The following is a 22069-nucleotide window of genomic DNA, read 5'->3' as shown; positions in this document are numbered from 1 at the left end:
ATACAGGACTCAGGCGGCAAGCTAAAACTGTCCAACTTCCGGGGGGCAGTCCACCGCGTGGGAATGCAGTTCTGGGCGCTCTGCGTCCTGCCTTGAATAGTAGGCGCGGCGCAGAGTGTTTCGAAATGCATGCCAATGCGGAGCATTGGCACCAACGACCATCATATAACCACTCAGCCCTCATCAGCCTCGTCGTCATCCCCGCCATCGACTTTCATGCCCAGTTCCTTGATCTTGCGGGTCAAGGTGTTGCGGCCCCATCCCAGCAGCACAGCAGCGTCGCGGCGGCGACCGGCGGTGTGTTTGAGGGCGGTTTCGATCATGATCCGCTCGAAGGTCGGCACCGCGCTGTCCAGCAGGCTGGACTGACCGCGCGACAACGCCTGATCGGCCCACTGACGCAGCGCCTGTTCCCAGTTGGTAACCGGTGCGGCGTCTTGCGGCAGGCTGAGCAGTTCCGGCGGCAGGTCGCTGATGTGCACTTCACGGCCCGAGGCCATGACGGTGATCCAGCGGCAAGTGTTTTCCAACTGACGAACGTTGCCCGGCCACGGCAGATGCTTGAGGTATTCCTCGGTCTCGGCTTTGAGCAGCTTGGGTTCGACCGCCAGTTCCTGCGCGGCGCGGCTCAGGAAGTGTTTGGCCAGGGTCGGGATGTCTTCGCGACGGTCCGACATGCGCGGGATATGAATACGGATCACGTTCAGACGGTGAAACAAGTCTTCACGGAATTTCCCGGCCTGCACCAGGGTTTCCAGGTTCTGGTGAGTCGCGGCAATGATCCGCACATCGACTTTGACCGGCGTGTGCCCGCCAACCCGATAAAATTCGCCATCGGCCAGCACGCGCAGCAGGCGGGTCTGGGTGTCGGCCGGCATGTCGCCGATTTCATCGAGAAACAGCGTGCCGCCATCAGCCTGTTCAAAGCGACCGCGACGCAGGTTGGCCGCGCCGGTGAAGGCACCTTTCTCGTGACCGAACAGCTCTGATTCCATCAAATCCTTCGGAATCGCCGCCATGTTCAGCGCAATAAACGGCGAAGCCGAGCGTGGGCTGTGGCGGTGCAGGGCGTGAGCGACCAGTTCTTTACCGGTACCCGATTCGCCGTTGATCAACACGGTGATGTTGGAGTGGCTCAGACGCCCGATGGCGCGAAACACTTCCTGCATCGCTGGCGCTTCGCCAATGATTTCAGGGGTGCGGGTCAGCGTGGGTGCGACGTCCAGGCCTTGCTGTTCCTGAGCGTGCTGATTGGCGCGCTTGACCAGCGAGACAGCTTCGTCAACGTCGAATGGCTTGGGCAGGTACTCGAAAGCACCACCCTGATACGACGCCACAGCGCTGTCCAGGTCTGAATGGGCGGTCATGATGATCACCGGCAGACGTGGATGCTGCTCGCGAATCCGCGCCAGCAGGTCCAGACCACTGGCACCGGGCATGCGAATGTCGGAAATGATCACGTCCGGTTGCTGACGGGCCAGACGGCTCATCACCCCGTCGGCGCTGTCGAAGCTTTGTGTGGTCATGCCTTCCTGTTGCAAGGCTTTTTCCAGTACCCAGCGGATCGAACGATCGTCGTCTACGATCCAGACAGTTTCACTACGGCTCATGTCGAAGCTGCTCCTTGTTCCAGCGGCAGGAAGATCGAGAACGTGGTGTGGCCGGGATGGCTGTCACACTCGATCAGGCCCTGGTGCTGGCTGATGATGTTCTGGGTAATGGCGAGACCGAGCCCTGTGCCGTCCGGGCGGCCACTGACCATCGGATAGAAAATGGTTTCCTGAAGCTCGGCCGGGATGCCCGGGCCGTTGTCGATAATTTCGATCTTGCTCACCAGTCGGTGGCGCACATGCCCGATGGTGAACTGGCGCATGGCGCGGGTTCTCATGGTGATCCGGCCCAGACGCAGTTCGTTCTGGCCGCTGATGGCCTGCATGGCGTTACGCACGATATTGAGCACCGCCTGGATCATCTGCTCGCGGTCGATCAAAACGTCGGGAATGCTAGGGTCATAGTCACGCACCAACGTGATGCAGCCCTGGCTCTCGGCCTCCACCAGGCTGCACACCCGTTCAAGCACTTCGTGCACGTTGGTCATCGCCAGCGACGGCAGCTTGTTGGAGCCCAGCATGCGGTCAACCAGATTACGCAGGCGGTCGGCCTCTTCGATGATGACGTTGGTGTAATCCTTGAGGCTTTCTTCGGGCAGTTCGCGGGCCAGCAATTGCGCAGCGCCGCGAATGCCGCCGAGCGGATTCTTTATTTCGTGAGCCAGACCGCGCACCAGCATTTTGGTGGTTTCCTGCTTGGACAGCTGGGCTTCTTCCTTGGTGATGCGCAACAGTCGGTCACGCGGATGCACTTCAAGCAGCAGCAGGGTATCGCCCTTGCTGAGGATGGGCGTCACGGCATAGTCGACAGTCAATGTCTGACCGGTCAGTGCGGTGAGCATCGCTTCGCGCTTGGTGAACGGGTGTGCCTGTTCCACTGCCTGACGCAGCGAACTCAGTGCCTCAGCCGACTCGGTGAACAGCTCGCTGATGAATTGCCCATGGCTACGCTGCCCGCTGATGGCCAGGAGCATTTCCGCTGCCGGGTTCATGTACTCAAGTCGCAGGTCGGCGTTGAGCAGAATGGTGGCAGTGGTCAGGTTATCCAGTAACAGTCTGTGCAGCGCGTCGCTGATAGTCATGAATCGTATTGACCTCTTTTGGCACATTGCAGTCGCGCAATGCTGGTGCTGGCAGGCCTGCGCCAGCAGGAGCAAAGCCACCCATACGGTGCTGTATCAGTGAAGTTGCAAAAAACAAACCAAGGCTCCGAAAAGAAGCGCTTTATCTGCAAAAGCGGATCGTTTTTGGCGAACGTGCCCGCATACGGCGCTCTCTCAAGCGCAATCCTGAACCAAATTGGGCTGTATTGTTGCGTATGCGTTCAATGTGTGCACCAAAAAGGTGCTATCGGTTCTAGAGGGATCAGAAGAAAGGCAGGATGCTGCTTTTGGGCTCGGGCTTGTCCTTGAGTGGGCATTCTGGACGCACCCCGTAGTCCTCGTCCTTGCACGGATGGGTCGCGCGTTTTTGCGACAGAGAAATACGCTGCAGATGAAACGGCTGGTTCGGGGTCTTTTCCAGAACGCGACCCATCTCGTCGAAAATCTCGACCGACAGCTGATGCGTGCCACGATCCACATTGCTCAGCGGGAACACCGGGCTGCGTCCGGCCTGGCCGACGGCAACACCATCGAGCAGCAGCCGATAGCTGTGGCCCGGTTGCAGCACCGGTTCGCTGGTGACGGTCACGATCAGGTCGCCACTGGGATTGACCAGCGTGGCGTCGGGCTCTGGCACCAGAATTCTCAGCAACTGATAGTGAAACATCGGCTGCACGGCGGGTTTTGCGGGGTGCGCCTTCAAGGTTTTGGTCGGCGGGGTGCCGGTCATATTGTTGCTGGGCGGGATGTCCACGCGTTTGGCATTCTTGTGCGGCTGGTCGGTAAACACCCGATTACCCTGCGCATCAATGTAGGTATAAACGTCGGCAGCGGCGGGCAGCGCCATCAGCAGCACCAGCCAGGCCAGCACGCTACGCATCCTGTGTCTGTTCATGGTTTGCCGAGGTGCACGCGCTGGATGGTCAGGGTGATGGTCTCACTCTGCTGAACGATCCGCTCGCCGTCCTTCACCACCACCGCAAAGCTGTGCTCGCCGCGGTCTGCATTGACCACCTGAAAGCGCGGCAGATTGGAGGGCTGCCCGTACAGATTGCCGTCCAGCAGCAGTTGCAGGCGATGGTTCTGTTGCAGGCGCGGCTGAATCTTCACGCCGATGATGAACGTGCCATTGTTGGCGCGTAACGCCTCGTCGGTGGGCAGATCGGTCAGTTCCAGTACGTCGTAGCCGGTGAGCGGTTGCGACTGCTGCTGCGTCGGTTCGGGCGCGCTTTGCGGCGCGCTGTTCACGACCGGTCTGGCAGGCGTCTGCTTTTCGATGCTGTTGAGCGGCGGCAGCTCGACCACTTCGGTTTTGGTGCCGTTGGGGGGCTGATTGCTGAACGCCGTGTTGCCATTCGCATCGGTGTATTTATAGATCTGCGCCAGGGCAGGCAGGCTGATCAACAGCAGCAGGCAAATCAGGCTTTGACGCATGAGACTCTCGACAGCAATGGCACAAGTGGCCGTCAGCATAGAACACATCGCCCCATGCTGCGCTACCCGCCTGATGTCTCAGCGTTTTGCCGCACAAAGATCAGCGGTGGCCAATACCAGCGCCTGATCATGAATGGCGTCGGTCTGGTAACGCTTCAGCGCGGCATCCAGCTGGACCTTGCAGTCCTCGCTCTTGCGCAGTGGCTGGAAGGCGGCGTACGCCTGCAGCAACTGGGTTTGCAGCCGGTCGAGTTTCGGGCGGATGTCGTCTACCAGGCTCAGTCTGGTTGTATCAGGGGCTTTGCCTGCTGCATGCCATTGGGCAAGCAGGGCGTTCTGTACTTGCTTGTTGGCCTCGATCTGCGCGCGGAACAAGCGCTGAACATCGTCGGGGTTCAGCTTGAACTCGGCAGCACGTGCCTGCGCGGCGCTGATGACTTGTTGCTCACGCGGCGGGTCTTCGACGGCCTTGCCGCTGTCCCATTTGCTCAGGGCAACCTGATCGGCGATGGTCAGACGCTCGCTGATCGCTTGCAACAATGGCTCGATAGCCGAAGGCTTCTGCTCGGCAGCGAAAGCGAAGCAGGAAGACATGCACGTCAGGGTCAGCAGGGAAGTGGCGAGAAGCAGGCGCATATTTACTCCATCTATGGGCGGACAGGTGCAGAGTTAAGCTCAGTTGGCTGGTATGCAGCCAGTGCCCGTGAATGAAAAAAGCTTCACGCTGCATAAAGGCTGCACTCAACTGACGGGCTGCTGCGAGGCTATTGCGACAAGGGCGTTGCCTCTGTGGCTGCGTAGAAGACGATGAGTTCTACCGGTGTATCGCCCGTCTTGCCGCGGTGCATGATGTCTACCATCTCCGCCAGAGCATCGCCTTTTTTCAGGCGAATCTCTTTTTTGCTGTCCCGGGTTTCTACGGTGATTTCACCCGAGGCCACATAGGCGGCGTTGGGTATCGGGTGGCTATGCCATTTCAGCGCAGTGTTGGCAGGAATGTTGATTTTCAGGAGGGTCAGTTCAGGCTGACCTTCGGGATAGGAGGTGTAAGGCGTGCCGTCCCAGGAAGTTTTGCTTTTCAGCAGGACGCGGGATTCGACGCTGGGTGCTGCCTGTTGGGCAATGGCGCTGCCCGTCAGTACTAGTAAGGTTGCTGCGGTCAGGAGTCTGCGTGTCATGGGGGGTTGGCCTTGCTGGTTGGGATTCAAGCCAGAAGTTTGCCCGGTATTTTTCTGGTCATTCGGTATCCCGCTACCGCACAAAAACAAAAAATCTGTGCACAAACGAAAAGACCTCCCGAAGGAGGTCTCTTGTTACGCCATCAATGCTGGCGCGGCTGGATCAGCAGCTGTAGTACAGCTCGTATTCCAGTGGGTGTACGAAGGTACGAACGCGGATTTCTTCTTCGCTTTTCAGTGCGATGTAAGCGTCGATGAAGTCGTCGCTGAATACGCCGCCTTTGGTCAGGAACGCACGGCCCTTGTCCAGTTCTTCCAGCGCTTCTTTCAGGCTGCCGCAAACTTGTGGGATCTCTTTGGCCTCTTCAGGCGGCAGGTCATACAGGTTTTTGTCAGCTGCGTCGCCAGGGTGGATCTTGTTCTGGATGCCGTCCAGGCCAGCCATCAACAGAGCCGCGAAGGCCAGGTACGGGTTGGCTGCCGGATCCGGGAAGCGTGCTTCGATACGACGGCCGCGTGGGCTGTTGACGTAAGGAATACGGATCGAGGCAGAGCGGTTACGTGCCGAGTAGGCCAGCATGACCGGGGCTTCGAAGCCTGGAACCAGACGCTTGTAGGAGTTGGTTGCCGGGTTGGTGAAGCCGTTCAGGGCTTTACCGTGCTTGATGATGCCGCCGATGAAGTACAGCGCGATGTCGGACAGACCGGCATAGCCTTCACCTGCGAAGGTGTTTTTTCCATCTTTGGCGATGGACATGTGCACGTGCATGCCCGAACCGTTGTCACCGTACAGAGGCTTTGGCATGAAGGTCGCAGTGCGGCCATAAGCGTCAGCAACGTTGTGAACAACGTACTTCAGGGTCTGAACTTCGTCAGCCTTCTTGACCAGCGTATTGAACTTCACGCCGATTTCGTTCTGGCCAGCGGTCGCCACTTCGTGGTGGTGAACTTCAACGGTCTGGCCCATTTCTTCCAGAGCATTGCACATGGCGGTACGGATTTCGTGGTCGTGGTCAAACGGCGGAACCGGGAAGTAACCACCTTTAATGCCAGGGCGGTGGCCTTTGTTGCCGCCTTCCACGTCCTGGTCGGACATCCACGAACCTTGTTCAGAGTAGATCTTGAACATGGAACCGGAGATGTCGGATTTGAATTTCACTTCGTCGAAGATGAAGAATTCTGGCTCCGGACCTGCGAATACGGTGTCACCGATACCGGTGGACTTCAGGTATTCCTCGGCGCGACGAGCAATGGCGCGTGGGTCACGGTCGTAACCTTGCATGGTCGACGGTTCGATGATGTCGCACACCAGAATCAGGGTCGGCTCTTCGGTGAACGGATCCAGAACTGCGGTTTCGTCGTCCGGCAGCAGGATCATGTCGGAGGCTTCGATGCCTTTCCAGCCAGAGATGGAGGAGCCGTCGAACATCTTGCCGACTTCGAAGAAGTCGTCTTCCAGCGCATCGCGAGCTGGCATGGTCACGTGGTGCTGCGTACCTTTAGTGTCCGTGAAGCGCAGATCAATCCACTTAACGTCATGATCTTTGATGAGTTGAACCGACTTCGACATGGTGTCCTCCGGGTGGCTAAGGACCGCCTTCTATAGGCTGGGTCCCTTGAATTTGGGTGATGCCGGCGCGAGTATTCTGCCAAGGCAACCTGCCTCACAAGGGAGCAATTTGCATGCCAGTGCCCCGAGTTGGGTTTTTTGCTTCAAAAGCCGGCTTTCAGGGGATGAAAACGCGTCTTCCGGGAAAATCGCGCACCGTTATGGCGCCGTCATTTGTTGTGCTGACTCTTTTTGGTGCGTCGACGATTGCGTGTACGATAACTGGTTAAACGTTGAGCAATTTCCGCTATAATCCGCGCCCCCCTTTTTCAGTCGGCACCTCACGCTCTGTTTCCATGAAACTAATCGTTAAAGTTTTCCCAGAAATCACCATCAAAAGCCCGCCGGTGCGCAAGAAATTCATCCGGCAGTTGGGCAAGAACATTCGTACCGTGCTCCGTGAACTGGACGCGGACATTGTCGTGGGTGGCGTATGGGACAACCTTGAGGTCGAAACCCGTCTGACCGACCCCAAAGTGCTGCAGGGCATAAGGGACCGGCTAAGCTGCATGCCGGGGATTGCCAACTTTCTGCAGGTGGCCGAGTACCCGCTGGGCGACATGGATGACGTGGTCGCCAAGTGCAAACTGCACTACGCCGATCTGTTGCCGGGCACGATGTTTTCAGTGCGCTGCAAACGCGCCGGTCGTCACGATTTCAGCTCGATGGACGTCGAAAAATACGTCGGCAGCCAGTTGCGCATGCAATGCGGCGCGGCCGGAATCGAGCTGAAAAAGCCCGATCTGGTCGTGCGGATGGAAATTCGCGACCAACGGTTGTTTGTTGTTCATGACCAGCACAAGGGCATGGGCGGCTACCCTTTGGGCGCGCTGGAGCAGACCCTGGTATTGATGTCCGGCGGGTTCGATTCGACCGTTGCGGCCTACCAGATCATGCGCCGCGGCCTTATGGCGCACTTCTGCTTCTTCAATCTGGGCGGTCGTGCCCATGAACTGGGCGTGATGGAAGTCGCGCATTTCATCTGGAAGAAGTACGGCAGTTCGCAGCGTGTGCTGTTTGTCAGCGTGCCTTTCGAGGAAGTTCTCGGAGAAATTCTGCAGAAAGTCGATAACAGTCATATGGGTGTAGTTTTGAAGCGTATGATGTTACGCGCTGCATCCGCTGTGGCTGATCGTCTCGAAATCGACGTGCTGGTGACGGGCGAAGCGATTTCACAGGTTGCCAGCCAGACACTGCCGAACCTGTCGCTGATCGACGCGGCCACCGACAAACTGGTGTTGCGACCGCTGGTTGCAACCCACAAGCAGGACATCGTGGACCTGGCGACTGAAATCGGCACTGCCGATTTTGCCCGGCACATGCCCGAGTATTGCGGGGTGATTTCGGTCAACCCGAAGACCAACGCCAAGCGAAATCGCGTTGAGTACGAAGAACAACAGTTCGACATGGCGATTCTCGAGCAGGCGCTCGAGCGCGCCAAGCTGGTTTCGATCGATCGGGTCATCGACGATCTGAGCCGCAATATCGACATCGAAGAAGTCAGCCAGGCGCTGGCCGGCCAGGTCATCATCGACATCCGTCACCCGGATGCCCAGGAAGACCAGCCGCTGCAAGTGCCCGGCGTGGAGATACAGACGTTGCCGTTCTACGCACTGAACAGCCGTTTCAAGGCACTGGATGACACGCGCCAGTACCTTTTGTATTGCGACAAAGGCGTCATGAGTCGCCTGCATGCTCACCATTTGCTCAGTGAGGGGCATGCCAATGTGCGCGTTTATCGACCGAGCTAAGTGCCCGGGGCTGTTTGCCTGTGGCTTGCGTCACCGGCCCCCCGACACCAGTCGTCATGCCGTAACGGCTTTTGCCGACTCGAAATAGTAATCGCTGCCTGTAAACAGTCAGCAGACCGAATCCTCTGATCGAGATACACAAGTGATCGAAAATCTACGCAACATCGCCATCATTGCTCACGTTGACCATGGTAAGACCACCCTGGTAGACAAACTCCTGCGTCAATCCGGCACTCTGGAGCGCGGCGAGCTCAACGATGAGCGCGTGATGGACTCCAACGACCAGGAAAAAGAGCGCGGTATTACCATTCTCGCGAAGAACACCGCGATCAACTGGAATGGCTACCACATCAACATCGTGGACACCCCGGGCCACGCCGACTTCGGTGGTGAAGTAGAGCGCGTGATGTCGATGGTTGACTCCGTACTGCTGCTGGTCGATGCCCAGGACGGCCCTATGCCGCAAACCCGTTTTGTGACCAAGAAGGCTTTCGAAGCCGGCCTGCGTCCAATCGTGGTCATCAACAAGGTTGACCGTCCAGGCGCGCGTCCGGACTGGGTTCTGGATCAGATCTTCGACCTGTTCGACAACCTGGGTGCTACCGAAGAACAGCTGGACTTCAAAGTCGTCTACGCCTCGGCCCTGAACGGCATTGCCGGTCTGGACCACACCGAAATGGCTGAAGACATGACCCCGCTGTATCAGTCCATCGTCGACAACGTTCCGGCACCTGCCGTTGACCGTGACGGCCCGTTCCAGATGCAAATCTCGGCACTGGACTACAACAGCTTCCTGGGCATCATCGGCGTTGGCCGTATTGCTCGCGGCAAGGTCAAGCCAAACACCCAGGTTGTGGCTATCGACGCCAACGGCAAGCGCCGTAACGGTCGTATCCTGAAACTGATGGGTCACCACGGTCTGCACCGTGTAGACGTCGAAGAAGCAGCTGCCGGCGACATCGTCTGCATCAGCGGCTTCGAAGAGCTGTTCATCTCCGACACCCTGTGCGACCCACAGAACGTTGAAGCGATGAAGCCGCTGACCGTTGACGAACCTACCGTTTCCATGACGTTCCAGGTAAACGACTCGCCTTTCTGCGGTAAAGAAGGCAAGTTCGTCACCAGCCGTAACATCAAGGAACGTCTGGACAAAGAACTGCTGTACAACGTTGCCCTGCGCGTTGAAGAAGGCGACACCGCCGACAAGTTCAAGGTCTCCGGCCGTGGTGAGCTGCACCTCTCGGTACTGATCGAAACCATGCGTCGCGAAGGCTTCGAAATGGGTGTTGGTCGTCCTGAAGTGATCATCCGCATGGTTGATGGCGTCAAGCACGAACCGTTCGAGAACGTCACCATCGACCTGCCGGAAGAATCCCAGGGTTCGATCATGGAGCAGATCGGTATCCGTAAGGGCGACCTGACCAACATGGTTCCGGATGGCAAGGGCCGTGTTCGTCTTGAATACAACATCCCTGCTCGTGGCCTGATCGGTTTCCGTAACGAATTCCTGACCCTGACTTCCGGCGCAGGCATTCTGACCAGCATCTTCGACCGTTACGACGTGATGAAGTCTGGCGACATGTCCGGCCGTCAGAACGGCGTTCTGGTTTCGGTTGCTACCGGCAAGGCACTGACCTACTCCCTGGAAACACTGCAAGCCCGTGGCAAGCTGTTCCTGGGCCATGGCGAAGACGTGTACGAAGGTCAGATCGTCGGCATCAACAGCCGCGACAACGACCTGGGTGTAAACCCAACCAAAGGCAAGAAGCTCGACAACATGCGTGCTTCCGGTAAAGACGAAACCATCGCTCTGGTTCCGCCTATCCGTTTCACTCTGGAACAAGCGCTGGAGTTCGTACAAGAAGACGAACTCTGCGAAGTGACTCCAAAGTCGATTCGCCTGCGTAAGAAAATCCTTGGCGAAAGCGAGCGTACCCGCGCTGCCAAGAAGTCGGGCAACTGAGTAATCGGTTAGTCGGCTAGACACAAAAAACCCGGTCGCGAGACCGGGTTTTTTTACGCCTGCCATTTGTGGCTTCTGGCATCAGCCAGTGCGGCCACCTCTACTTTGAGCGACCGCCCACGGGGGCCAGCAGCAACTCGATGCGCTGCTTGCGAATGCCGTCGGCTGCGGCTTCAGCCAAGGCTGCGTCGCTGATGATGGTGTCGAACTGATCCAGCCCGGCCACCTTGTACATGCCGAAGGTGCCGTATTTGGAGCTGGTGGCGACCAACACCGTTTGCGAGGCTGATTGCATGGCGGCCTGCTTGACCTCGACTTTCAAGGCCGACGGCGTCGTGGTACCGCGCTGCAAGTCCCACGAGCTGGTGGACATGAACGCCACGTCGGTTGCCAATTGCCGCAACGTTGCGGCCGCCAACCCGCCAACACTGGAGCGGTTCGGGTGATCGAGCAGCCCGCCGGTGTGAATCACATCCACATGCGCAGCATCGGCCAGTGCGTTGACCACGCCGAAATCATTGGTCACCACGGTCATGCCTGACAGCGCGATAATGTGCGGCACGATTTCCAGCGTGCTGGTGCCTGCGTCCAGGTAAATCGTCATGTCCGGGTGCAGCAAACCTGCTGCCAGCCGCGCCATGCCTTGCTTGTGCGGCAGTTCCACCACGGCTTTGGATTGATGGCTGGGCTCGCTGTGCACCTGGCTGGCGATGCGCACGCCACCGGTGACCGAATAGGCCCGGCCTTCCTGCTCCAGCTGAGCGATGTCGCGGCGGATGGTCATGTGCGAGCAGTCGAACATCTCCATCAACTGATGAACGCTGAGTACCTGATGCTTGCGCAACTGACGCAGCATCAGCTCCCGGCGCTGATCGGGGATCATAGGTGTACCGCCAGAAATGGCGATCTCCTCTTCAGTGGACATTCGTGCTCCTTGATGAGCCGCCAAGACAACAGGCGGTCCGCGCATCTTAGCCAATCGCCTCGGCAATGGAAGCGGCGACTGGGCTTTTTGCGCGGTTCGGCTCATCTCGGCAGCCCGTTTACCTCAGCTCATCCAGTTGCCACCATCGACGTTATAGGTCTGGGCGACCACGTATTGGCTGTCGGCCGAGGCCAGGAAAATCGCCATGCCGGTCAGGTCCTCCGCGGTGCCCATGCGTCCGTAGGGTACCTGCTCGCCGACCAGTTTCTTTTTCTCGCCCAGCGGGCGGTTTTCATAGCGGGCGAACATCGCGTCCACGCCATCCCAATGCTCGCCATCGACTACGCCAGGGGCGATGGCATTCACATTGATACCGTGCCTGATGAGGTCCAGCCCGGCCGATTGCGTCAGGCTGATCACCGCAGCCTTGGTCGCGCAATACACCGCCACCAACGCTTCACCACGCCGGCCGGCCTGGCTGGCCATGTTGATGATCTTGCCGCCGTGGCCCTGAGCAATCATCTGCTTTGCCGCTGCCTGCAAGGTGAACAGCGTGCCCGCGACATTGATCGAAAACAGCCGCTCGTAGCTGTCACGCGTGATATCCACAATCGGTGCAAGATCGAACAGCGCCGCGTTATTGATCAGGATATCCAGCTTGCCGGTCTGCGCCACCACGGCGGCGATGGCCTGATCGATGGACGCCTGATCCGTCACGTCCATGCTGACCGCATAAGCGTTCGGCCCCAGTTCGATTGCTGTGGCTTGTGCACGCTCAAGATTGATATCGGCAATGGCCACGCTGGCCCCTTCGCGGATGTAAGCCTGCGCAAAAGACCGCCCAATGCCCCGCGCCGATCCGGTGATCAGCGCGCTTTTACCTTCAAGTCGTTTCATGGGTTCATCATCCGTCCAATAAGTGTGAGAACTGCCGGTTTACTTTGGATAACCGGCGCGCTTCATCTCGCGTTCGGTGACGGCCTGTGCGGCAGTGAGGGCTTGTTCAGTGGTGGTTTGCCCGGTCACAGCGGCCGAGAACAGCTTGCCGACCGAGGTGCCGATGGCCTGGAACTCCGGAATGGTCACGTATTGAATGCCGACATAAGGCACAGGCTTGGCCGAGGGTTGTGCAGGGTCGGCGTGCTGCATCATCTGCAACGTGACTTTGGCGAACGGCGCAGCCTTGAGGTAGGCCTCGCTGTAGGTGGAGGTCCGGGTACCAGGCGGCACATTGGTGATGCCGTCCTTCTCGGCGACCAACTGGATATACGCTTTGGACGTCGCCCAGGTAATAAATGCCTTGGCCGCATCCTTGTGCCTGGAGGTGGCCGGTATCGCCAGCGACCAGGCGTAAAGCCATGAAGAACCTTTGTCGGTCACTTCAACCGGCGCAGGCGCAAAGCCGACGCTGTCGACCACCTTGCTCTGTTCCTTGTCGGTGGTGAAGGAGCCCGCCACGCTGGCGTCCACCCACAAGGCGCATTTGCCGCTATTGAACAGCGCGAGGGTTTCGTTGAAACCGTTGCTCGATACGCCCGGCGGGCCATAGTTTTTCAGGGTGTTGACGTAAAAGTTCGCAGCGTTAGCCCATTCCGGGCTGTTCAGCTCGGGCTTCCAGTGTTCATCGAACCAGCGCGCGCCGAACGCGTTGGCCATGGTGCTGAGCAGCGCGATGTTCTCACCCCAACCCGCCTTGCCACGCAGGCACATGCCGTACACGCCCTTGTCAGGCTGATGAAGCTTTGCCGCGAACTCGCCCAACTGCGTCCAGGTCGGGCGCTCCGGCATGCTCAGGCCCGCTTGCTTGAACAGGTCGGTGCGGTAATAGGTGATCGTGCTTTCGCCATAAAACGGCAGGGCGTAGAGGGTGGTTTTGACCGACAGGCCCTGACGCACCGAGGGAAAGATGTCTTCCAGGTCGTATTCCGGCGCAAGGTCGGTGATCGGCTCCAGCCACTGCTTGGCGCCCCACAGCGGGGTTTCGTAGGTGCCGATGGTCAGCACGTCGAACTGGCCACCCTGTGTGGCAATGTCGGTGGTCAGGCGCTGGCGCAAAACGTTCTCTTCCAGCACCACCCAGTTGAGTTTGATATCAGGGTGCTGCTGTTCGAAGATCTTCGACAGGCGTTGAATGCGGATCATGTCGCCGTTGTTCACGGTGGCAATGGTCACGGTTTCGACGGCCTGACTGGCAAGGCTGATGAGGGCGACAGACACACCTGCGGACAGGCAAAGTGCTTTGTGGATATTCATCGTAGTGCTCTCCACTGCGCGCCTTGTTCGGCGGGAGCTATTGTTTTTGTTGTTGACCACGGCTGAGCGGCCTTGATGGACGAGCCGATTACAGCAGCCTGTGCGCGGGTGAACAAACGCAGCAGGAACGCTCGACTGATACTTTTTTAACCGAAGCCTGCCTGGCGGTCTGAAAGCAAAAAAGTACCAGCGCCGGCCTCATCGCGAGCTAGCGCTGGGCGAACGGGAGGGCGTATGTTTGTACGTGCACAGAGCATTCATAACGATAAAAGGCGCAATCCATGCCTGACAGCCGAGCTGCCTTGTTCGAGCAGCGTCCCGCCGAGCTTGAGGTCATCCTCCCGCAGCCCGATCATTGCTTTCGCTGGTATGAGCACGACTATCCCTACTCGCTGGCGCGCTGGAACCACCACCCCGAATTTGAAATCCATCTGATCCGCCAGGGTAGCGGCAGGCTGGTCGCCGGTGATTACATCGGCGAGTTCGGTGCCGGTCATGTGGCACTGATCGGCCCCGATCTGCCCCACGACTGGATCGGCGACTTGGCTCCCGGCGAGCATCTGGCCGGGCGTGACGTGGTGTTGCAGTTCGACGGCGCGGCGTTGCTGGCGCTGCGTGGCACATTGCCGGAAGTGGGTGACTTGCAGCGTCTGTTCGAGCAGGCGCGTCGTGGGCTGGAGTTCACTGGCAAAACGGCGGTGCAGGCGGCGCAACTGCTTGAACAGATTGGCCCGGCTCAGGGGTTGGAGCGATTGATTCTGTTCCTGCAACTGGTCAACACACTGATGAAAGCGCCCACCCAGGACGCTCACCTGCTGGCCAGCGCCTGTTATGCACCGACGCTGGATGCGCGCAGTTCCGAGCGGATCAACAAGGCGTTCGATTATCTGCTGACCGAATTGACCAGTGATGTTCGCCTGTCGGTCATCGCGCAACGGCTGGACATGAGTGATCCGGGCTTTTCACGCTTTTTCAAGCGCACCACCGGCCACTGTTTCATTGATCTGATGCGCAAACTGCGCGTTCAGCGGGCTTGCCGGTTGCTGCTGCAAAGCGAGATGTCGGTGTCAGACATCTGCTTTGAAGTCGGTTACGCCAACCTGTCCAACTTCAACCGGCACTTTCGCGTGGAAATGCAGCAGACGCCCAGTGAATACCGGCGCGCCGCTGCCCTCGTCTGATCAGTGACCTGCCGGGTCTTTCGCCTGTGGCTCGCGAGTGACTGCATTCACCAGCTTGCCGATGGTCAGGCCCTGAAAGAGGATCGACAGCAACACCACGATATAGGTGATGCTCAACAGCAAGTCGCGTTCCGGCCCGTTGGGCAGGGCCAGCGCCAGCGCTACCGAGACGCCGCCGCGCAAACCGCCCCAGGTCAGAATGCGGATGGTGCCGTGCGGCACCTTGCGCCAGCGACGCAGCAGCAGAATGGCCGGGGCCACGGTGACAAAGCGCGAGAGCAGAATCGCCACGGCCAGCAGGCTGGCGGCAATCAAGTGCTGCCACGAGAACGGCAGCAGCAACAGCTCCATGCCGATCAGCGCAAACAGCAATGCGTTGAGCATGTCATCCAGCAACTCCCAGAAACCGTCCATGTAGCGACGGGTCATGTCGTTCATCGCCAGATTGCGCCCCAGATTACCGATGATCAGCCCGGCCACGACCATCGCGATAGGGCCGGACACATGCAGCTCCGAAGCCATTGCCGAGCCGCCGATCACCAGCGCCAACGTCAGCATGACTTCGATCTGATACTGCTCGATGCTCTTGATCATCAGGTACACGGCGTAGCCGATCAGCCCGCCGAACAGCACACCGCCCACCGCTTCGTGAACAAACAACAGCGCGGTTTCGCCTACAGTAGGCGTCTCGCCCAGTTGCGCAATGCCCAGCAACACGGTGAACACCACAACCGCCGTGCCGTCGTTGAACAGTGATTCACCGACGATGGTGGTTTTCAGCGGCTTGGACGCATTGGCGGTCCGCAACACGCCGAGCACCGCAATCGGGTCGGTGGGCGAGATCAGCGCGCCGAACAGCAGGCAGTACAGCGGGCTGACGTGCCAGCCGAACAGGGCAAAAATCCAGTAAGCCAGCGCGCCGATGACGGTGGTGGCAATCAACACACCAAACGTTGCCAGCAGGCCGATGGGCCAGCGATAGCTCTTCAGGTCGGCAAGGTTTACGTGCAGCGCCCCGGCGAACAGCAGGAACGACAGCATCCAGTTCATCAGCAGATCGCCGAAGTCGATCTGACCGATCAACTGCTGGACGCGATCTTCCAGGCCGGGATAGCCCAGAAAGCTCAGGCCTTGCAGCAGCAACGAGAACATCAGCGCAGTGACCATTACGCCGATGGTGGGGGGCAGACCGATAAAACGATAATTCACATAGGTCAGCAGCGAGGTGAGGCAGATAAAACCAGCAGCGAGCTCAAGCATCCGTTATTCCAAAATCCGTAATTGCAGTTTCTCGATCACCGTAACCGAGCCTGTGTTTGATGGACCGGGGCGGTGTCCAGGCACATGGCGATGCGACACAGCAGGGTCTGCGTTGACCACGCAAAGACGGTGATGTTGCAAAAAAGGCGGGAATAAACGGTCTGGCGGGTTGTAAGCGAGGAGTGTCGGGGGGGGGCACATATAAAAAAGTCAGCCCGGATAACGGTCCGGGCTGACGGGGGATGTAACGGTGGGTGGCCTCCCTGGCAGGTTCAGAATCATTGGCTGTTTCTGCACCCGCTCAGGATCTGATACTGCACGGTGTTCAGCTTGCCTTTGGAGTCCTCGTAGGTCATCAGCTTGGGCATCACGCTACAGGTCTGCAGATCCGGGGATTTGCGAATGACCTTGGCAACGTCCAGCTTCATGCCGTACTTGTATTCCTTGATCTCAGGCATCGGCTTGTTATGAATAGCGGCGTACTTCTGTACGCTGGCCTGGTGCTCTTTAATCACGGTAGTGGCTTTGACTTCATCAGTGGTGTAAGCGAAAGCACTCAGTGGCGAAAGGATAACCAGAGCAAGTAACAACGATTTGGCTGTGCGCATTTTCTTTTGTCTCCGTTTGAATGTGGCTTAACCTTAACAAGTGTGTGCTAACCAGAAAGTGGCTGAAACATTACAAATCGGTAATCTGGTAAATGTCAGCTTTCTAACAGTATTGTCATTCTCTGCTCACCTTCCTGTTAGCTGCCCTGGCATAAGCTTGTTTCATCCCTGACGAGCACCGCGCTCTTAAGGAACCCCTTACACACCCAAGAGGTAATGATGATGAAACTGATCAAGTCGATGGTCTTCGCCGTAGCTGCCTTGTCCGCCACTGCAGCCTTCGCCGACGACGGTAACGAGTACGCAAGCATCGCCGCTGACAAGATGCGTCTGGCGCAGGAATTGCGTTTCAACGAACAGAACAGCAGCAATAAAGCCGAGCAGTACGTCAATACAGACGACAACGCCAAGGCCGAGCGGTCGACCAAGTCCGAAGGCTGATGCCTTTGATGCCCGACCCGCTGCACCCCCATTCGCCCTTTGTAGCAGCTCCCTGCTCCTTTGGACGGGGCGAATCTTTAAGCGTCCTGCGGGGCGCTTTTTTTTATTTCCGCCACGGGCCATCGCCCCCACGCTCAGCGGTATACACAACGCGGTTTGACTCTCGTGCGACGTGCTGCGTCGCATGCCGTTCTGGACGCTCCGTGTTCGATCTTGAGTGCCGGGTTGCGCGGGTCAAGGCATGTTTCATTTTATTGAATAAACACACGCCGTCGTGTGCTTCATTACCTATTTGTAATCTGGCTGTCACCTTGGCGTTATCTTCGCCACTTCAAGATTGTGCCCCACTGGCAGCGCTCGGGTTTATAAAAATAGCCAGGCCGACATGTTTATAACAATCTGCCGATCAGACGGAGCGCACATGACTCAACTTAAAACACTCTCACTGGCCCTGTGTTCGACACTCGCAGGTGTCGCACCGGCTGCCGTATTTGCCGACGAGCAGAAAGAAGGCTTCATCGAAGGCAGCACGCTGACCGTACTCAACCGCAACTTCTACATGAACCGAGACCACCGCAACGGCGAGTCCAGCCCTACCGGCAATGGTTATTCCGAAGCGTGGGCGCACGGCATCATCGGGCGATTCCAGTCCGGTTTTACCCAAGGCACCTTCGGCGTTGGCGTCGATGCCTTTGCCATGATCGGCATCAAGCTCGACACCGGTGACGGACGCAACGGCGGGCGCAGCCCGTTCGACGTAATGCCGGTCGATGGGGACGGCAGCGCCCGTGACGAATACACCAAAGTCGGCGGCTCACTGAAAGCCCGTGCCTTCGACACCGTCGTGAACGTAGGTGATGTTTTCCCGTCCACACCAGTGGTTGCTTTCGGCGACTCTCGCCTGCTGCCGGAAAGCTTTCGCGGCGTCACGGCGATCAACAACAGCTTCGAGGGCCTGACCCTGCAAGGCGGTCGCTTGCACTCCATGAGCCAGCCGGTCTCCAGCAACATGCGCGACGGTTTCGTCACATTCTACGGCGGTGCCGTCGACTCTCCGTGGGTTGCCTACTTCGGCGGTGACTATCAGGCCACCGACAGGCTGAGCCTTGGCCTTTACACCAGCCGACTCAAAGACGCCTGGGATCAGAAATACGCCTCGGCGTCTTACGTTCTGCCACTCCCCGATGAACTGTCGCTGACCAGCAGCCTGAACTATTACAACGCCACCGACGAAGGCAAAAAGCTGCTCGGCGAATTCGACAACGATATCTGGAGTGCAAAAGTCGCCCTGCAATACGGCGCGCACACCCTGTCGCTCTCGCACCAGCGCAACCAGGGTGATGACGATTTCGACTACCTCAGGCAGTCCGACTCCATCTACCTGGCCAACTCCATCCAGTACAGCGACTTCAACTCACCCAAAGAGCGCTCGTGGATGGTCACCTACAACCTCGACATGTCCACTTATGGCGTTCCCGGCCTGTCATTCATGACCCGTTACGGCAAAGGCACCGACGCCGACTACTCCAACGCCAACAGCACCTACATGCGCCGCGACGCACAAGGTAACCCGCTGACCGATCAGAAGCGTTGGGAGCGCAACATCGAAGCCAAATACATCGTGCAGACCGGCTCGTTGAAAGACCTGTCCCTGCGCGTTCGCCAGGCCAATACTCGCGCTACAGCGTTTGAATCGGATCTGGATGAAGTAAGGGTGATTATGGAGTATCCGTTGAGCGTGCTCTGACCGCGTATCACACTTCAACAGCAGCATCAGTCAAAGCGCCTTTCGGGGCGCTTTTTCGTTGTGCGATGGTTCTTGCCCGTAAACTTTCCGGAACTGCAACGTTGTTTCGGTCACTCAGTGAGCGCTCAATAGTCCGGGGTGCTGCACTGCCGATGCTCATCTGAAAATCGGCGATGGCGTTCAACGGGAAGAGAAGGGTCAATGGCGGTTACCAAAGCAGTCTTCACCGAGGGCTCGGTGTTGCGGCATGTTGTGTTCATGACCAGCACCAGTGCGACCAGCCTGTTGTCGATCTTTCTGATCGAAGTGCTGACCGTGGTTTATATCGCGATGCTGCGCGACGACAGTTTGCTGGCCGCGTTCGCGGTGGCCAAGACTCTGATGTTTTTCATTATCTCGATGATTCTTGGCATCGCCGTGGCAGTCTCTTCAACCGTGTCGAGAGCCTTGGGCAGTGGCGTGCCGGATCAGGCCAGACGGCTCGCCAGCAGCGGCTTGCTGCTGGGCATCATTGCCACTGTCTGTTGCGCTGGGCTTGAGCTGATATTTCTGGATTCAGCCATACAAATGCTGGGCGGCGAGGGCAGTAGTTTCACCGCGGCGCGCGAGTACCTTTGGCTAACCCTTCCGGCCTCGGTGCTGGTTGCCGTCGAGCAACTGTGCGTGCAGATACTGCGCAGTGCAGGGTTCGGCAAACAGGCGATGTGGACCCTGCTGACTGCGACTGCTGCCGTCGCAATCGCCGACCCGCTGCTTATCATCGTGTTCGATCTGGGCCTGGCGGGTGCGGGGGTCGCCTACCTGATATCGAGCCTGGTATCGGCGTGCCTGGGATTTTATTACGTCCACCGTGTCGCCCGCCTGACCTGTCGGGTCAGCCTGACGCACCTGTCAGGCGACATCAGCATTATCGGTCGAACTGCCGTGCCCGCGGTGATCGGAAACCTGGCGACACCGGTGGGCATGGCCTACGTAATGGCTGCGATGGCGCCATTCGGTGCACAGGCGCTGGCGGCGATCGGGGTGATCGACAGGGTCATTCAGGTAGCGTTTTGCGTGGTGTTTGCCTTGCCCGGCGCGCTGATTCCGATACTGGGACAAAACCTCGGCGCAATGAACACCGCCCGCGTCTCGCAAGCCGTAAAAACCACGTACGGGTTGCTGATCGGCTACGGGGCAACCACCTCGCTGTTGCTGATTCTTCTTGCTGAGCCGTTGGCCAGACTGTTCCATGTTTCCGGCGAAGGCCTGGTTGTTTTCTCCGCGTTCTGTCGATGGGGCGGTCTTCTCTGGACGCTGATCGGGCTCCAGTTCATTGCCACGTCTATCTTTCTCAGCGCAGGTCGACCGATGTACGTGACGTTGTTTGGCTGGCTGCGGGCCAGCCTGGGAACGGTGCCGTTCGTGTGGTATGGCGCACAGGCATTCGGCAGTGTCGGTGTCATGCTCGGGCAACTGCTGGGCAACACCATAGTGGCCTTTTGTGCCTGCTGGGTGGCGCATCTGCTCATGAAAAAGCGGATAGGCAACAAGCTCGACCTAACAGGGAACCGATCTCGCCATTGAGGTAACTCATAGCCCACGCTTTGTCCGCCCTTCGCTGCTGACGGGTGGGCAGGTCGTACAGATAATCAAAAAAATGGACTATAGAGGACTCTCATGACTGCCTACGATGTAGAAAAGGAATGGAGCAGAATTTCCAATACTGCCGCTAAAACTCACCAGAACAACGATTTTGAAGGTTTCACCTACCAGGACTTCAGAACCCACGTACCGATCATGGACAAGGAAGGCTTCGCGGCACAAACCGAACGCTGCCTTGAGCGCAACGAGCGCAACTGCCTGATCGGCTTTACCAGTGGCACCAGCGGCAACCTCAAACGCTGTTATTACTACTACGACTGTGAAGTCGATGAAGACAGTTCCCGCTCCAACGTCTTCCGCAGCAATGGTTTCATTCAACCCGGTGATCGCTGCGCCAACCTGTTCACCATCAACCTGTTTTCTGCCCTGAACAACATCACCACCATGATGGCCGGTAACTGCGGTGCGCATGTGGTGTCCGTAGGCGATATCACCCTGCTGACCAAGAGTCACTTCGAGGCGCTCAACTCGATCAAGCTCAACGTACTGCTCGGCGTACCCTCGACCATCCTGCAGTTCATCGATGCCATGCAGCAGCACGGTGTGCACATCGATATCGAAAAGGTCGTCTTCAATGGCGAGGGCCTGAAAACCTTTCAGAAGAAAATCATCAGGGAAGCCTTTGGCGAACAGGTCTCCATCGTCGGCGTATATGGCAGTTCCGAGGGCGGCATTCTGGGTTTCACCAACAGCCCTTGCCACACCGAATACGAGTTTCTTTCCGACAAATACTTCATCGAGAAAGAAGGCGACAGCATCCTCATCACCTCGTTGACCCGCGAGAACTTCACACCGCTGCTCCGGTATCGCCTGGGAGACACCGCAACGCTTTCGCTGAAAGGCGACAAGCTCTATTTGACTGACATCCAGCGGGAGGACATGAGCTTCAACTTCATGGGCAACCTCATTGGTCTGGGCATCATTCAACAAGCGATCAAACAGACACTGGGCCGCACGCTGGAAATCCAGGTTCACCTGTCAGTGACTGATGCGCGCAAAGAACTGGTGACCGTTTTCGTTCAGGCCTCGGAAGTCAACGAAGATGAACGCGCCAGAATCGAAACAGCCATCGCCGATATTCCGGACATCAACGAGGCCTATCAGAAAGACCAGGGCAGCGTGCTGGTTGTGCGCAAGGATGCCAGAGACTACGCCGTCTCGGAGCGAGGCAAAATGCTCTACATCATTGACCGCAGGAATTGAATGGCTGATGTGAAAGCATGAACAGGCTGCACCGACGGGGTCTTTGGGCTGTGTGGGTGCAGTTTGCGAGGCGAGGCTTCCTGCGTCAGGCGGCAGAGGATGTCGTAGGCAAATGTATGGTCAGCCCACCTCCTGCAATCGCAGTTCGATGAGCGGTAA

General features: G+C 58.1%; 19 protein-coding genes. 7 read left to right on the top strand and 12 right to left on the bottom strand.

Going from position 1 to position 22069, the window contains the following annotated elements; translation table 11 throughout:
- Positions 1 to 173 precede the first annotated feature (173 nt).
- The 7 genes from ntrC to glnA form a co-directional block, all read right to left on the bottom strand.
- Complete coding sequence (ntrC, locus tag QRN38_RS27945; protein ID WP_002555721.1) at positions 174 to 1610, bottom strand: nitrogen regulation protein NR(I); 1437 nt, start codon at positions 1608 to 1610, stop codon at positions 174 to 176.
- Positions 1607 to 2692, bottom strand: a complete 1086-nt coding sequence (gene glnL / locus QRN38_RS27940) for a nitrogen regulation protein NR(II) (RefSeq protein WP_003380201.1) — start codon at positions 2690 to 2692, stop codon at positions 1607 to 1609. The genes ntrC and glnL overlap by 4 nt, the downstream gene beginning before the upstream one ends.
- Positions 2693 to 2975: 283 nt before the next feature.
- Positions 2976 to 3593 carry a DUF4124 domain-containing protein gene (locus QRN38_RS27935; protein ID WP_057416257.1) on the bottom strand — a complete coding sequence of 206 codons (618 nt, stop codon included), beginning with the start codon at positions 3591 to 3593 and terminating at the stop codon, positions 2976 to 2978.
- An 11-nt stretch (positions 3594 to 3604) separates the two neighbouring features.
- Entirely contained in the window at positions 3605 to 4147 is a 543-nt protein-coding gene (locus QRN38_RS27930; RefSeq protein WP_081025540.1) for a DUF4124 domain-containing protein, read from the bottom strand.
- Positions 4148 to 4225: 78 nt separating this feature from the next.
- Complete coding sequence (locus QRN38_RS27925) at positions 4226 to 4783, bottom strand: chorismate mutase (RefSeq protein ID WP_024678543.1); 558 nt, start codon at positions 4781 to 4783, stop codon at positions 4226 to 4228.
- 128 nt (positions 4784 to 4911) lie between these two features.
- Entirely contained in the window at positions 4912 to 5325 is a 414-nt protein-coding gene (locus QRN38_RS27920) for a cupin domain-containing protein (protein WP_057419240.1), read from the bottom strand.
- 163 nt (positions 5326 to 5488) lie between these two features.
- Positions 5489 to 6895 (bottom strand): glutamate--ammonia ligase, encoded by a 1407-nt coding sequence (gene glnA / locus QRN38_RS27915; RefSeq protein ID WP_005763515.1) that lies wholly within the window; start codon positions 6893 to 6895, stop codon positions 5489 to 5491.
- A gap of 335 nt (positions 6896 to 7230) precedes the next feature.
- Here glnA and thiI point away from each other — a divergent pair, with 335 nt between their 5' ends.
- Positions 7231 to 8685 (top strand): tRNA uracil 4-sulfurtransferase ThiI, encoded by a 1455-nt coding sequence (thiI, locus tag QRN38_RS27910; RefSeq protein WP_003380207.1) that lies wholly within the window; start codon positions 7231 to 7233, stop codon positions 8683 to 8685.
- Between the two features lie 142 nt (positions 8686 to 8827).
- The gene (gene typA / locus QRN38_RS27905) at positions 8828 to 10648 is read left to right on the top strand and encodes a translational GTPase TypA (RefSeq protein ID WP_005737390.1); all 1821 of its coding nucleotides are present in this window, start codon (positions 8828 to 8830) and stop codon (positions 10646 to 10648) included.
- A gap of 100 nt (positions 10649 to 10748) precedes the next feature.
- On the opposite strand, the gene QRN38_RS27900 is transcribed toward typA, so the two are convergent.
- The 3 genes from QRN38_RS27900 to QRN38_RS27890 all read right to left on the bottom strand — a co-directional run bounded on the left by QRN38_RS27900 (position 10749) and on the right by QRN38_RS27890 (position 13826).
- On the bottom strand, positions 10749 to 11573 hold the full coding sequence (locus tag QRN38_RS27900; protein ID WP_005737391.1) for a DeoR/GlpR family DNA-binding transcription regulator: 825 nt from the start codon (positions 11571 to 11573) through the stop codon (positions 10749 to 10751).
- A gap of 123 nt (positions 11574 to 11696) precedes the next feature.
- Positions 11697 to 12470 carry an L-iditol 2-dehydrogenase gene (locus QRN38_RS27895; protein ID WP_057419239.1) on the bottom strand — a complete coding sequence of 258 codons (774 nt, stop codon included), beginning with the start codon at positions 12468 to 12470 and terminating at the stop codon, positions 11697 to 11699.
- A 39-nt stretch (positions 12471 to 12509) separates the two neighbouring features.
- Positions 12510 to 13826, bottom strand: coding sequence for an ABC transporter substrate-binding protein (locus QRN38_RS27890; RefSeq protein WP_057419238.1), 1317 nt, complete (start codon positions 13824 to 13826; stop codon positions 12510 to 12512).
- 281 nt (positions 13827 to 14107) lie between these two features.
- Here QRN38_RS27890 and QRN38_RS27885 point away from each other — a divergent pair, with 281 nt between their 5' ends.
- Positions 14108 to 15007: an AraC family transcriptional regulator gene (locus tag QRN38_RS27885; RefSeq protein ID WP_005763522.1), complete on the top strand. Its 900-nt coding sequence runs from the start codon at positions 14108 to 14110 to the stop codon at positions 15005 to 15007.
- Here QRN38_RS27885 and QRN38_RS27880 read toward each other — a convergent pair whose 3' ends face one another.
- Together QRN38_RS27880 and QRN38_RS27875 are read right to left on the bottom strand one after the other, a co-directional pair.
- Positions 15008 to 16267 (bottom strand): cation:proton antiporter, encoded by a 1260-nt coding sequence (locus tag QRN38_RS27880; protein WP_005763524.1) that lies wholly within the window; start codon positions 16265 to 16267, stop codon positions 15008 to 15010. It abuts the gene before it with no gap.
- 278 nt (positions 16268 to 16545) lie between these two features.
- Positions 16546 to 16875, bottom strand: a complete 330-nt coding sequence (locus QRN38_RS27875) for a DUF2790 domain-containing protein (RefSeq protein WP_003373363.1) — start codon at positions 16873 to 16875, stop codon at positions 16546 to 16548.
- Positions 16876 to 17091: 216 nt separating this feature from the next.
- Here QRN38_RS27875 and QRN38_RS27870 point away from each other — a divergent pair, with 216 nt between their 5' ends.
- The 4 genes from QRN38_RS27870 (at position 17092) to QRN38_RS27855 (ending at position 21910) form a co-directional block, all read left to right on the top strand.
- Positions 17092 to 17316 carry a hypothetical protein gene (locus QRN38_RS27870; RefSeq protein WP_017698872.1) on the top strand — a complete coding sequence of 75 codons (225 nt, stop codon included), beginning with the start codon at positions 17092 to 17094 and terminating at the stop codon, positions 17314 to 17316.
- Between the two features lie 421 nt (positions 17317 to 17737).
- Entirely contained in the window at positions 17738 to 19063 is a 1326-nt protein-coding gene (locus QRN38_RS27865) for an OprD family porin (RefSeq protein WP_057419237.1), read from the top strand.
- A 201-nt stretch (positions 19064 to 19264) separates the two neighbouring features.
- On the top strand, positions 19265 to 20629 hold the full coding sequence (locus QRN38_RS27860) for an MATE family efflux transporter (RefSeq protein WP_057419236.1): 1365 nt from the start codon (positions 19265 to 19267) through the stop codon (positions 20627 to 20629).
- 93 nt (positions 20630 to 20722) lie between these two features.
- Positions 20723 to 21910: an AMP-binding protein gene (locus QRN38_RS27855; RefSeq protein ID WP_007247550.1), complete on the top strand. Its 1188-nt coding sequence runs from the start codon at positions 20723 to 20725 to the stop codon at positions 21908 to 21910.
- The last annotated feature ends 159 nt before the right edge of the window (positions 21911 to 22069 follow it).

Origin of the sequence: Pseudomonas sp. CFBP2511, from assembly GCF_030209255.1 — a bacterium.
Taxonomy (GTDB): Bacteria; Pseudomonadota; Gammaproteobacteria; order Pseudomonadales; family Pseudomonadaceae; genus Aquipseudomonas; species Aquipseudomonas avellanae.
The sequence above is the reverse complement of the archived record's forward strand: the minus strand, read 5'-3'. Positions and strand labels throughout refer to the sequence as shown.